Raw genomic sequence first — 13,716 nt, 5'->3', positions numbered from 1 at the left:
ACACGCCGGAGTCGGACACGCCGATGAGAACAAACTCTTCGTTTCTTGTGAAAAGTATTCACATCTGTGGATAACTGTGTTGATAACTCTCAAAGTCTGTGGAGTTCTCGAGGAGGAATCCGAAAACTTTCAGAGAGTGCACAGAGGGGGTCGATTGGTCCTCGAGTCTGTCCTCGAGAAGTGCACAGGCCCTCGAGGGGACCTACCAGCGTCGACAACCGTTGCTCCACAGATTGCACAGGACTTATTACTACTACTGAGAATTTCCTAGGAAAAGCTCTTTGAAAATAGTTCTGGGGACAACTCCTGTTGAGAACCTCGCCTCAGGCTGCGCTCGTCCCGGCTTCGGCTTTCCACTTGCGCCCTCGAGGGCATACGGTGGGCATCGCTTGGTCTGTGTCAGACTTCAAGTGAGCTGATGCAGATCCGCAGCAGACGAACATGCCTACCGAGAGGAATAACCCGGCGATGGAGCTTGGAAGCCTGAAGTTTCGCGTTTCCCGGGAAGAGTTCGCTGATTCAGTAGCGTGGGTTGCTCGTAGCCTGCCCTCGAGGCCGCCTGTGCCGGTTCTCGGCGGAGTTCTTCTCGACGCAACCGAAGCCGGCCTCACCGTTTCCGGGTTCGACTACGAGGTATCTGCGCAGGTCCGCGTCTCGGCAGATGTCACAACTGCAGGTCAGGCACTCGTCTCCGGTCGCCTCCTTGCCGATATCACCAAGTCACTTCCCAACAAGCCAGTGGATGTGACCCTCGAGGGCACTCGCGTGCTCATCTCGTGCGGAAGCGCCAAGTTCTCCCTGCCCACGATGCCGGTCGAGGACTACCCCCAGCTTCCGACGCTTCCCCAGCAGTCCGGGTCCATTCCCGTCGACCTGTTCTCCGAAGCCATCAGCCAGGTAGCCGTTGCAGCCGGCAAGGACGACACCCTTCCGATGCTCACGGGTATCCGTGTCGAGATCGAACAGAATTCGATCGTCCTCGCCGCTACCGACCGTTTCCGTCTCGCCGTGCGTGAACTCGAGTGGACTCCGGCAAATCCCGACGTCCAGGCTGCTGTTCTCATCCCGGCCAAGACTCTGTCGGAGTCCGCGAAAACGCTTGCCGGCAATGCAAATTCGCCGGTCGAGTTGGCTCTCGGTTCCGGTACGACCATCGGAAACGACGGACTTCTCGGCATCGTCAACGACGGACGCCGCACCACGACGCGTCTCCTCGACGCCGAGTTCCCGAAGTTCCGTCAGCTGCTGCCCGCTCAGCACACCGCGATGGCAACCGTCGAGGTCACGCCTCTCATCGAGGCCATCAAGCGTGTGGCACTCGTCGCCGAGCGTGGCGCACAGGTTCGCATGCAGTTCTCCGCTGACGGCCTACTCCTCTCCGCTGGTGGCGACGACGCCGGCCGCGCGGAAGAGACGCTCAACGCGTCGTTCCAGGGCGAAGCACTCACCATTGCGTTCAACCCCGGTTACCTGATCGACGGGTTGAACTCGCTTCACAGCGAAAACGTTCTGTTCGGCTTCACCACTCCCAGCCGCCCGGCTGTTCTTCGCCCCGCGGCCGAGGAAGAGCCCACGGCAGACGAGTCCGGTAACTTCGCTGCGCCCTCGAGCGAATACACGTACCTGCTGATGCCGGTTCGCCTTCCGGGCTGAGTGGTACCCCGCACTTCAGTTCGCGCCTGACCAGGGAGAACAGTATGAAGATCGGACTCGTAGGTCTCGGCAAGATGGGCTTCAACATGCGTGAGCGCTTGCGCGCGCATGGCCTCGAGGTGATCGGATACGACCCTCGACCTGAAGTCACCGACGTCGGGTCTCTTGCCGAACTCGCTGCTTCCCTCGAGGGACCTCGAGTCGTGTGGGTGATGGTTCCTGCCGGCGAAATCACTCAGGGCACCATTGCCGAACTGGCGGATGCCCTCGAGGGCGGCGATCTGGTCATCGACGGTGGAAACTCTCGCTTCACCGACGACGCCGTTCATGCCGAGCTGTTGGGCGCCCGTGGGATCGGTTTCCTCGACTGCGGTGTCTCCGGTGGCATCTGGGGCCGTGAGAACGGCTACGGCCTGATGGTGGGCGGATCCGAGCCCGACGTGGCGAAGGCAATGCCGATCTTCGACGCTCTTCGCCCCGACGGCGACGCGGCCGACGGTTTTGTCCATGCAGGCCCGGTCGGTGCTGGTCATTACGCAAAGATGGTGCACAACGGCATCGAATACGGCCTGATGCAGGCATATGCCGAAGGATACGAGCTCCTCGAGGCGGAAAGCCTGATCGCGGACGTTCCCGGTGTGCTCCGAGCCTGGTCGAAGGGAACCGTCGTACGTTCTTGGTTGCTCGATCTGCTTGTCGACGCCCTCGAGGAGGATCCGGAGCTTGCGCAGATCACGGGCTATACCGAGGATTCCGGCGAGGGCCGCTGGACCGTCGAGGAAGCCATCAAGCACGCTGTGCCCGCTCCCGTCATCTCCGCTGCTCTGTTCGCGAGATTTGCTTCACGACAGGATGATTCACCGGCCATGAAGGCTGTGTCAGCCTTGCGCAATCAGTTCGGTGGTCACGCGGTCAAGAGCGCTTCGCCCAAGAATTCGGCTTCTGGAAGCTAAGTGTTCGTTCGTAGATTTTCGCTGCGGGACTTCCGATCCTGGGATTCGCTGACGCTTGACATCACACCGGGAACAACCGTTTTCCTCGGTTCGAACGGGCACGGTAAAACGAACGTCCTCGAGTCACTCGGGTATCTGTCGACGCTGTCGTCTCATCGAGTGTCCACGGATGCACCGATGATCCGCAGCGGTTCCGCTAGTGCTTTTGCCGGTGCAACAGTGGTCAACAACGGGCGCGAACTGACCATCGACGTCGAACTGATCGAGGGAAAGTCCAACCGCGCCAGGATAAATCAGTCTCCGACGCGTCGCCCACGCGAAGTGCTGGGGATTTTGCAGTCGGTGATGTTCGCGCCGGAAGATCTGTCGTTGGTACGTGGTGATCCTGGTGATCGTCGACGCTATCTCGACGAGCTGTTGACGTCGCGGATTCCCCGAATGGCTGCTGTCCGTGCGGATTACGACAAAGTTTTACGCCAGCGTTCGGCGCTGCTCAAAACTGCCGGTGCGGCTTTGCGCCGCGGTTCTCGTGGTGGCGAGTCCGACAACGTCCTCTCCACCCTCGAGGTGTGGGACGGGCATCTGGCCGCTCACGGCGCACAATTGTTGGCCGGGCGCCTCGAGTTGGTCCACGATCTGGCGCCGCACCTGGCGGAGTCGTATCGTTCCATCGCACCCGAATCCCGGCCGGCCTCGATTCGATACAAGAGCAGCCTGGGTGCGTCGTTGGATCCCGAATTCACCGACCCTGCAAGGATTTCCGGTATCGACGACGTTGCGTACCTCGCGGAGCGATTCCATCTCGAGTTGGCGCAGATGCGTTCGAAGGAAATTGATCGCGGAGTGTGTCTGGTCGGTCCGCATCGGGACGAGCTGGAGCTGATTCTCGGCGACAGTCCGGCGAAAGGCTTTGCCAGTCATGGTGAATCGTGGTCCTTCGCGCTTTCGCTGCGGCTGGCAGGTTTCGCCCTGCTACGCGCCGACGGCAGCGACCCGGTATTGATGCTCGACGACGTGTTCGCGGAATTGGACCGTCGTCGGCGTCGTGCGCTCGCCACCGTTGCGGCTACCGCAGAACAGGTGCTGATCACGGCCGCTGTTCCCGAGGACGTGCCGGACGAACTCGAGGCGACCAAGTTCGGCGTCGAAGCTTCCGATACCGGAGACGGTCGGATATCGCGGATAGTGCCCGTAGGCTCGACGGATCAGGAGGTCGAGATCGATGACTGAAGACAGCAGCGCGGCTCCGGAGCCCGAGCTCAAGGGGATCGATCTGGCGCGCCGTGCCCTCGAGGAGGCGCGCGCGACAGCCAAGGCCAACGGCAAGGCCGTCGGGCAGGGGCGTTCTTCGCCCAAATACGGAAGCGGCCGCCCGCGTCGGCGCAGCGGTTGGTCCGGCCCCGGCCCGGATGCGCGGGACCCTCAGCCGTTCGGTGCTCTCACCAGCGCTATCTCCAAGTCGCGTGGGTGGTCCCCCAAGGTGTCCGAGGGCACAGTGCTCGGTCGGTGGCCGCAGGTCGTCGGTGAAGACATCTCCGCGCACGCCGAGCCGATTTCCCTGAAAGAAGGTGTTCTCAGCATCTCCGCCGAGTCGACGGCGTGGGCTACCCAGTTGCGCATGATGCAGTCCCAGATCCTGGCCAAAATCGCTGCTGCCGTCGGTGACGGTGTCGTGAAGACGCTGCGCATCACCGGTCCGAGCGCGCCTAGCTGGCGCAAGGGTGAAAGGCATGTGAAAGGCCGCGGACCTCGCGATACGTACGGCTGAGGAAAACTCAACCAGGCCCTGGTTCTACCTATTACTTCGTGTTACAGTTAAAACTCGCTAGTGAGTGAACTGTGTCACAAGGCTGTCGTTCCCTACCGATCGGCAGGCATGAAGGAGTAGCTAGATGTCGCAGAAGATATCGACACCCGCTTCGTCGTTCGCCGAGCCGGATCACATCCTGTTGCAGGCTCGCAATGTCGAGTTCGACTGGTCCGATCTGCCCATGCACTGGATTCCGGGCGATCCGTTCAGCACACACGTTCTCAACGTGCTCCATCTTCTTCTCCCTGCCGGTGAGGAATGGTTTGTCGAGACCTTCAAGGAAGCTCTTCCTCTCATCGAGGACGAGAAACTCCGTGAAGACGTCGTCGGATTCATCGGTCAAGAGGCGATGCACTCCAACGCGCACTCGGGCGTCCTGGTCCATCTCAAGGAAAACGGGCTCGATCCGACGCCGTACACGCAGCAGATGGAGTGGACCTTCTCGAAACTGCTCGGACCGCGTCCGATGACAGGACTGCGTGCCGAGAATCACCTGGTGGAGCGCTTGGCGATCATCGCGGCCATCGAACACATCACGGCTTTCCTCGGTGACTGGGTGCTCAACGCCAAAGGGCTCGACAAAGCCGGTATGCACCCGACCATGCTCGATCTGCTCCGCTGGCACGGCGCCGAAGAGGTCGAACACCGCTCCGTCGCGTACGACGTGATGCGTTACTTCGACAAGCGCGAGACACGCCGCATCCGAACGCAGATCGTCGTCACGCCGGTACTGGTGTGGCTGTGGATTCGCGGCACCAGGTTCCTCATGCGCAACGATCCCGAACTGGCCGCTCAGGCTCCCAGCCGTCGACGCCCTCACCTGTCCGATTTCATCGCGGCGGGTAAACGAGGCACGGTTCCCACGTCGTTCGAGCTGGCCAAGCGGATGTCGACGTACTTCAGCAAGTCGTACCACCCCAGCAAAGAGGGCTCGACCGCCCAGGCGGTGCAATATCTGGCGTCGTCACCCGCAGCGCAGGCGGCTGCACGGTGATTTCACTCTCGAGGGTCAAGGACGTCATCTCCGGTCACGACGGGTTGCCGCGTTTTCCAGCGCCACCCGATCTGTCCGGCAAGAGCCGTCCCGACCGTGCCATGCGCATCACGGAATTGTTGGCGGACAAGTACCTTCGGGTGTTGACGGCCTACGACTACAACCCCGAGATCGCGGGCCACAACCCCGACACGGCCATGACCATGGTGGTCACCACGCGTGAGGTGGTGGCCACCGACGAGAACGTCGTTCGCCTGCGTTTCGAATCTGCCGACGGTTCAGCGATCCCGCAGTGGCATCCGGGTTCGCACTTGGACTTCCATCTACCTTCGGGTCTGCGGCGGCAGTACTCGCTGTGCGGCGACCCTGCCGATCGCACGGGATACAGCGTCGCGGTGCGCCGAATCCCCGACGGCGGTGGTGGTTCCATCGAGATGCACGCCCTGCAGCCCGGCGAGCACGTCACTGTTCGCGGCCCTCGTAACGGATTTCCGTTCGTCGGAGAAGGTAGCGCTCTGTTCGTTGCCGGCGGCATCGGTATCACGCCGATCATCGCAATGGTCCGTGCGGCAAGAGAATTGGGAATGGACTGGTACTTCGTGCACTCGGGCCGCTCCCGTGAATCCATGCCGTTCCTCGACGAGATCGCAACCTGGGATCCCGAGCGTGTCTTCGTGCGTCCGGACGACGAGTTCGGATTGCCCACCACCGCAGACCTTCTCGGGCGAGCACCGGTCGGCGGCGCCGTGTACTGCTGTGGCCCGACGCCCATGCTCGACGCCGTCCGCCGCGGTTTCCGCGATACACCCTCCACTGCTTTGCATTTCGAGCGGTTCGGGGCTCCGCCGGTGATCGACGGCAAAGAATTCGAAGTGCAGCTGGTCAATTCGGGACAGGTGCTCACCGTGCCCGCCGACGAGTCCGCGCTCGACGTCATCAAGAAGACGTTGCCCGGTGTCGGGTATTCGTGTCAGCAGGGTTTCTGCGGAACCTGTCGTGTGAAGGTGCTCGCGGGTAAACCCGATCACCGCGAAAGGCGTCTGACCGACACCGAACAGGAAACGGAAATGCTCATCTGCGTATCCCGTTCCGACGGTGGACGTCTCGTTCTCGATCTCTAGATATTCCCGACTCCGAAGGGTTCGACAATGTCGAAGCACTCTCCTGTCCATGCCGTGACCGCGCGTCGTGTGACCAACGGTTCCGTCAGCCTGGCCGTGTTCGAGCAGGGCAAAGCGGACGGCGAGACCATCGTCCTGGTGCATGGTTGGCCCGACACCCATGAATTGTGGAACCGCATCGTGCCGTTGCTGGCGGACGATTTCCGCGTCGTCAGCTACGACAGCCGCGGGGCCGGCGAGAGCACGATCCCCTCGAGGGTGCAGGACTACCAACTGAGCGCACTGGCCGGCGATCTGTTTGCCGTCATCGACGCGGTCAGCCCCGGCAGGCCGGTGCACGTTCTGGCGCATGACTGGGGGTCAGTCGAAACCTGGGAAGCGGTCTGCGAGCCGGGTGCCGAGGAGAAGATCGCGTCGTTCTCGTCCATCTCGGGCCCGAATCTCGATCATCTCGGCAAGTGGATCCGGGCGAGCGCGTCCAAGCGTCGTTTCCTCGGTCCGGCGGCGCAGGGAATCGCGTCGGCCTACACCGTTCTGTTCCAGATTCCGGGCCTCTGCACGCTTCCGTTGCGTCTGTGGTTCTCCAAGCACTGGCCGGCATTTCTGGGCTTCTTCGACGGTCTGGACCCCCGTGTGGTCAACACCGCGCCCACCATCGCGGACGACATGGTGAACGGACTCAAGCTCTATCGCGCGAATATCCGGCCGTCTCTCGGCAAGCCGCGGGATCGGTACACGGACGTGCCTGTTCAGCTCATTTTGAACAAGTACGACAAAGCCGTTCGTCCGGTGGGATACGAAGACACCGAAAAATGGGTCTCCGACCTGCAGCGACGTGAAATTGCCGCGGGACACTGGTCGCCGTTTTCACATCCGGGCGAGGTTGCCGAACATGCGCGGGCATTTATCGCGAGCCTGAGAGAGCGTCGCTCGGAGAAGCAAAGTTCCTAGCGTTTCACCTTCAGGGGATCGTAAAAATTCGTCTGCGGCGCAGCCAGGGGTGTCATTGGCCGCTTCTAGTCGGTGCTTACCAGTAAGATGGTCAACGGTAACTAGCGGCAACATTCTCGAACCCGCTCCGACGACACCCGCAAGGGCTTGCTGACGGCTGCGCTCGAGTATTGACGGAGAAGGAGAGCTACCCACCCGTGGCTGCCCAGAAGTCAGATACAAGCACTTCCAGCAAGGACTACAACGCGTCGTCCATCACCGTCCTCGAGGGACTCGAGGCGGTACGTAAGCGTCCAGGCATGTACATCGGTTCCACCGGTGAACGCGGCCTGCACCACCTCATTTGGGAGGTCGTCGACAACTCGGTCGACGAGGCGATGGCCGGACACGCCACCAAGGTCGAGGTCACCCTCCTCGAAGACGGCGGAATCCGCGTCATCGACGACGGCCGTGGCATCCCGGTCGGCATGCACGCCTCCGGAGTACCCACCGTCGAGGTCGTGCTGACCCAACTGCACGCCGGCGGCAAGTTCGACTCCGACTCCTACGCCGTCTCCGGTGGTCTGCACGGCGTCGGTATCTCGGTGGTCAACGCGCTCTCCACCCGACTCGACGTCGACATCAAGGTCGACGGCTACCGGTGGCAGCAGACGTACACCGATTCCAAGCCGGGAGAGCTCGTACAGGGCGACCCGACGAAGGAGACCGGCACCACCGTCAGTTTCTGGGCCGATCCCGAGATCTTCGAGACCACCCGCTACAACTTCGAGACCGTTGCGCGTCGTCTGCAGGAAATGGCCTTCCTCAACAAGGGCCTGACCATCACGCTGACCGACGAGCGCGCCGAGGTCATCGACGACGAAGCTGCCGAGGTGGCCGAGGCTCCCAAGTCTGCTGCCGAAGAAGCCGAAGAAGCTGCTCAGGCAGCGCCGCGTAAGTCCAAGACTCGCATCTACCACTACCCCGGTGGACTCGAGGACTACGTCCGGCACATCAACAAGAGCAAGACCCCGATCCACAACTCGGTCGTGGGATTCACCGCCAAGGGCACCGGCCACGAGCTCGAGGTCGCGATGCAGTGGAACTCCGGCTACTCGGAGTCCGTGCACACCTTCGCCAACACGATCAACACCCACGAGGGTGGTACCCACGAAGAGGGCTTCCGAGCCGCACTGACCGCAACGGTCAACAAGTACGCGCTCGAGAAGAAGCTGCTCAAGGACAAGGATCCCAAGCTCACCGGTGACGACATCCGTGAGGGACTCGCGGCCATCATCTCGGTGAAGGTCGGTGAACCCCAGTTCGAGGGTCAGACCAAGACCAAGCTCGGCAACACCGAGGTCAAGTCCTTCGTGCAGAAGGCGTGCAACGAGCACCTCGCGCACTGGTTCGAGGCGAACCCCGCCGACGCGAAAACCATTGTGAACAAGGCTGTTTCGTCGGCGCAGGCCCGCGTCGCCGCACGTAAGGCGCGTGAGCTGGTCCGTCGTAAGAGCGCGACCGACCTCGGTGGCCTGCCGGGCAAGCTCGCCGATTGCCGCTCCAACGATCCGGAGAAGTCCGAGATCTACATCGTGGAGGGCGACTCCGCAGGTGGCTCGGCCAAGTCCGGCCGAGACTCGATGTACCAGGCGATCCTCCCGCTTCGCGGAAAGATCATCAACGTCGAGAAGGCGCGTATCGATCGCGTCCTCAAGAACACCGAAGTCCAGTCGATCATCACCGCGTTCGGCACGGGCATCCACGACGAGTTCGACATCGCCAAGCTGCGCTATCACAAGATCGTGCTCATGGCCGACGCCGACGTCGACGGTCAGCACATCGCAACGCTGCTGCTCACGCTGCTGTTCCGCTTCATGCGGCCGCTCGTCGAGCACGGCAAGGTCTACCTCGCGCAGCCGCCGCTGTACAAGCTCAAGTGGCAGAAGGGTGCGCAGCCGGAATTCGCGTACTCCGACCGCGAGCGCGACGCGATGGTCAAGGCCGGCCTCGAGTCCGGCAAGAAGATCAACAAGGACGACGGCATCCAGCGCTACAAAGGCCTCGGCGAGATGAACGCCAAGGAGCTGTGGGAAACCACGATGGACCCGACGGTGCGCGTTCTGCGTCTCGTCACGCTCGACGACGCGGCTGCTGCCGACGAGCTGTTCAGCGTGCTGATGGGCGAAGACGTCGAAGCACGACGCAGCTTCATCACCCGCAATGCCCGGGACGTTCGTTTCCTCGACGTGTAGGGCCTGCGGCCCTGTGCGCGGTTGAGGAGTCCCTGGACTCCCTTTCCGCGCACAGGGGCTTGCCCCCTCTTTTAAGAAAGTGAGCTCATGACCGACACCACGTTGCCACCGGACGGTCCGCAACACGACCGGATCGAACCGGTCGACATCCAGCAGGAAATGCAGAACAGCTACATCGACTACGCCATGAGCGTCATCGTCGGTCGCGCTCTGCCGGATGTCCGCGACGGACTGAAGCCGGTGCACCGCCGCGTGCTCTACGCGATGTACGACAACGGATATCGTCCGGACCGCGGATACGTGAAGTCTGCCCGACCGGTCGCCGAGACCATGGGTAACTACCACCCCCACGGCGACTCCTCGATCTACGACACGTTGGTCCGTATGGCCCAGCCGTGGTCGCTGCGTTACCCGCTCGTCGACGGTCAGGGGAACTTCGGCTCCCGCGGCAACGACGGCGCAGCCGCCATGCGTTACACCGAGTGCAGGCTCACGCCGCTCGCGATGGAAATGCTGCGCGAAATCGACCACGAGACAGTCGATTTCACTCCGAACTACGACGGCAAGACGCAGGAACCGACGGTTCTGCCCAGCCGTATCCCGAACCTTCTGATCAACGGTTCCAACGGCATCGCCGTCGGTATGGCCACCAACATTCCGCCGCACAACCTGCGTGAAGTTGCCGAGGCCATCTACTGGGCGCTCGACAACTTCGAAGCGGACGAGGAAGCCACCCTCGCGGCCGTCATGGAGCGCATCAAGGGACCCGACTTCCCGACGCACGGGCTCATCGTCGGTGGACAGGGCATCCAGGACGCCTACACCACCGGCCGTGGCTCCGTTCGTATGCGCGGCGTCGTCGAGATCGAAGAAGATGCCAAGGGCCGCACCACGATCGTCATCACCGAGCTGCCCTACCAGGTCAACCCGGACAACCTGATCACCTCCATCGCGGAGCAGGTTCGTGACGCCAAGATCGGTGGCATCTCCGACATCCACGACGAGTCCTCGGACCGCGTCGGCATGCGCATCGTCGTCACCGTCAAGCGTGACGCCGTTGCCAAGGTCGTGCTGAACAACCTTTACAAGCACACCCAGCTGCAGACCAGCTTCGGCTGCAACATGCTCTCCATCGTCGACGGAGTGCCGCGCACGCTGCGCCTCGACCAGATGATCCGTCTGTACACGGCGCATCAGCTCGAGGTCATCGTCCGGCGTACCAGGTACCTGCTTCGCAAGGCACAGGAGCGCGCCCACATCCTGCGCGGTCTGGTCAAGGCCCTCGACGCTCTGGACGAGGTCATCGCCTTGATCCGTGCGTCGCAGACCGTCGACATCGCTCGCGCCGGATTGATGGAACTCCTCGACGTCGACGAGATCCAGGCCGACGCCATCCTCGGAATGCAGTTGCGTCGTCTGGCCGCCCTCGAGCGTCAGAAGATCGTCGACGAGTTGGCCGAGATCGAACTCGAAATCGCGGACCTCGAAGACATTCTGGCTCGCCCGGAGCGTCAGCGCGCGATCGTTCGTGACGAGCTCAAGGAAATCGTCGACAAGTACGGCGACGACCGTCGTACTCGCATCATCGCCGCCGACGGAGACGTCAACGACGAGGATCTGATCGCCCGCGAAGACGTTGTCGTCACGATCACCGAGACCGGCTACGCCAAGCGCACCAAGACCGATCTCTACCGCTCGCAGAAGCGCGGCGGCAAGGGTGTTCAGGGTGCCGGCCTCAAGCAGGACGACATCGTCTCGCACTTCTTCGTCACCTCGACGCACGACTGGCTGCTGTTCTTCACCACGAAGGGCCGCGTCTACCGCGCGAAGGCTTACGAGCTGCCCGAGGCGAGCCGTACCGCTCGCGGTCAGCACGTTGCCAACCTGCTGGCCTTCCAGCCGGACGAGCGCATCCAGTCCGTCATCCAGATCAAGACGTACGAAGACGCGCCTTACCTGGTGCTCGCCACACGCAACGGTCTGGTCAAGAAGTCCAAGCTCACCGACTTCGACTCCAACCGCAGCGGTGGCATCGTCGCCATCAACCTGCGTGGTGAGGACGAACTGGTCGGCGCTGTTCTCTGCTCCGCCGACGACGACCTGCTCCTGGTCTCGGCACAGGGCCAGTCGATCCGCTTCTCTGCCACCGACGAGGCACTGCGTCCGATGGGCCGCGCCACGTCCGGTGTCCAGGGCATGCGTTTCAACGGTGACGACGAGCTGCTCTCGCTCAACGTCGTTCGTGAAGGAACGTTCCTCCTGGTCGCCACCTCGGGCGGTTACTCCAAGCGAACCGGCATGGAGGATTACCCGGTGCAGGGTCGCGGCGGCAAGGGCGTACTCACGATTCAGTACGACAAGAAACGTGGCACTCTGGTCGGTGCGCTCATTGTCGACGACGACGACGAGCTGTACGCGATCACCTCGGGGGGCGGCGTCATCAGGACGGCTGCCAAGCAGGTTCGTAAGGCGGGACGCCAGACCAAGGGCGTGCGTCTGATGAACCTCGGCGAAGGCGACACACTGCTCGCGATTGCGCGCAACGCCGACGAGCCCGAAGAGCTCGCTGCAGAGACCACCGACAACGCAGACAATGCCGATGGAGCTAAGGAGTCCTAGTGAGCACTCCCAACCAGCCGGGCAGTGACCGGAAGAGCGAAAGCCCTTCAGGTCAGGTGCCACCGAAGCCGGAGCAGGCAACTGCTCCGGCGGGGCCGCAGACCTCGAAACCTGCAGCTCCAGCGGACGGCGGACCCAAAGCTTCCGAGGCAGCTCCGGCGCCCAAGGCACCGGAGCCGCCTCGCGGCCCGTCGGATTCGGCTCAGAAGCCGGCGGCTGCGGGTGCGGGTGCGGCCAAGGGACAGGCTCCTTCTGCTCCTTCTGTGGCTCCGGGTGCGCCGGTAACTCCGGCGAAGGGTGATGGTCAGGCTCCGCCGCAACCGGTTGCCAATCAGGCTCGTGGCAGCCAGGCACCGCCGTGGCAGCGCGGACCCCAGCCGTCAGGCCAGCCCCAGGGTCAGCCGTCTCAGGCGCCGAAGGCTCCTGCTCAGAACCCGAGTGCTCAGAACCCGGCTGTTCAGAACCCAGTCAAGGCTCCGGCACCGCAGAACCAGGTTCCGCAAAGTCAGCCGCAGACCAACATCACGCGCCCTGCCGGCGCGGGTGCCCCTGCGGGTCGACCGGCAGCTCCGGCCGGGGGTAAGCCGCCTGCGGGTCCGCAGCGTCCTACCGCGGCCGGTCCGGCGCAGGGTGGCCCGGCTAAATCTCCCGCACCCAAGGGACAGCCGCAATCGGGCCGACCCGCCGGTGCACAGCCGGCACGTCCCGTCGTGACAGGAACGGCAGCGGCTGCAGCTACCGGTGGTATCGCCGGTGCGGCAGCAGCCAAGAGCAACGCACCGACCGTCGCAGCCAAGGCAGTTGCACCCGCGGGCGCAGATCCGAGGGCTGCAAATCCGAAAGCAAAAGCCGCCGCGATCGACGGGCCCACCCGGCACATCGATCGCAAGGATCTGCCGAAGGACATGCCTGACCTCTCCGAGGCCAAGCATCCGTTGCCTGCCGCGGTGAAGGGTGAGAAAACTCACGCCGGACCGGCTTCGGTCGTCGACGGTGCGCCGCTGCGCGCAACGGTCCAGATCCGCCGGATCGACCCGTGGTCCACGCTCAAGATCACCTCCGTGATCTCGGTGTCGCTGTTCTTCGTGTGGATGGTGGCCGTCGGATTGCTCTACGTCGTCCTCGACGGTATGGGCGTCTGGGATCGCCTGAACAACGCGTTCACCGACATCGTTGCCGACGGCGGCTCGGACGGTCTGGTGACGGCCGGCCAGGTGTTCGGCTACGCCGCGCTGATCGGTATCGCGAACATGGTGCTTTTCACGGCGCTCGTCACGATCGGATCGTTCATCTACAACCTCTGCAGCGACCTGGTTGGCGGCGTCGAGGTAACTCTCGCCGACCGCGACTGACCTGCGAAAACATTGCTCCGCCGGGCCCG

Annotated in this window: 10 protein-coding genes; all 10 read left to right on the top strand. The window is 62.9% G+C overall.

The window, feature by feature from the left end:
- Positions 1-468 precede the first annotated feature (468 nt).
- Positions 469-1,653 carry a DNA polymerase III subunit beta gene (gene dnaN / locus G8767_RS13150; protein ID WP_007729165.1) on the top strand — a complete coding sequence of 395 codons (1,185 nt, stop codon included), beginning with the start codon at positions 469-471 and terminating at the stop codon, positions 1,651-1,653.
- Between the two features lie 44 nt (positions 1,654-1,697).
- The gene (gene gnd, locus G8767_RS13145) at positions 1,698-2,606 is read left to right on the top strand and encodes a phosphogluconate dehydrogenase (NAD(+)-dependent, decarboxylating) (protein WP_166810397.1); all 909 of its coding nucleotides are present in this window, start codon (positions 1,698-1,700) and stop codon (positions 2,604-2,606) included.
- Positions 2,607-3,836: a DNA replication/repair protein RecF gene (recF, locus tag G8767_RS13140; RefSeq protein WP_166810396.1), complete on the top strand. Its 1,230-nt coding sequence runs from the start codon at positions 2,607-2,609 to the stop codon at positions 3,834-3,836.
- Positions 3,829-4,374, top strand: coding sequence for a DUF721 family protein (locus G8767_RS13135; protein ID WP_003942471.1), 546 nt, complete (start codon positions 3,829-3,831; stop codon positions 4,372-4,374). The genes recF and G8767_RS13135 overlap by 8 nt, the downstream gene beginning before the upstream one ends.
- A 124-nt stretch (positions 4,375-4,498) precedes the next feature.
- Positions 4,499-5,410: a metal-dependent hydrolase gene (locus tag G8767_RS13130; RefSeq protein ID WP_003942578.1), complete on the top strand. Its 912-nt coding sequence runs from the start codon at positions 4,499-4,501 to the stop codon at positions 5,408-5,410.
- On the top strand, positions 5,410-6,531 hold the full coding sequence (locus G8767_RS13125; protein ID WP_166810441.1) for a PDR/VanB family oxidoreductase: 1,122 nt from the start codon (positions 5,410-5,412) through the stop codon (positions 6,529-6,531). Before G8767_RS13130 ends, G8767_RS13125 begins: the two co-directional genes overlap by 1 nt.
- A gap of 27 nt (positions 6,532-6,558) precedes the next feature.
- Positions 6,559-7,482 (top strand): alpha/beta fold hydrolase, encoded by a 924-nt coding sequence (locus tag G8767_RS13120; protein ID WP_166810395.1) that lies wholly within the window; start codon positions 6,559-6,561, stop codon positions 7,480-7,482.
- 197 nt (positions 7,483-7,679) lie between these two features.
- Positions 7,680-9,716: a DNA topoisomerase (ATP-hydrolyzing) subunit B gene (gene gyrB, locus G8767_RS13115; protein ID WP_003942515.1), complete on the top strand. Its 2,037-nt coding sequence runs from the start codon at positions 7,680-7,682 to the stop codon at positions 9,714-9,716.
- 87 nt (positions 9,717-9,803) lie between these two features.
- Positions 9,804-12,335, top strand: coding sequence for a DNA gyrase subunit A (gene gyrA, locus G8767_RS13110; RefSeq protein ID WP_095969316.1), 2,532 nt, complete (start codon positions 9,804-9,806; stop codon positions 12,333-12,335).
- On the top strand, positions 12,335-13,687 hold the full coding sequence (locus G8767_RS13105; RefSeq protein WP_166810394.1) for a DUF3566 domain-containing protein: 1,353 nt from the start codon (positions 12,335-12,337) through the stop codon (positions 13,685-13,687). The genes gyrA and G8767_RS13105 overlap by 1 nt, the downstream gene beginning before the upstream one ends.
- Positions 13,688-13,716: the final 29 nt, after the last annotated feature.

Source organism: Rhodococcus sp. IC4_135 (assembly GCF_011602025.1).
Taxonomy (GTDB): Bacteria; Actinomycetota; Actinomycetes; order Mycobacteriales; family Mycobacteriaceae; genus Rhodococcus_F; species Rhodococcus_F baikonurensis.
Note: the sequence above shows the minus strand (reverse complement) of the source record. Positions and strands in the feature narration are given on the sequence as shown.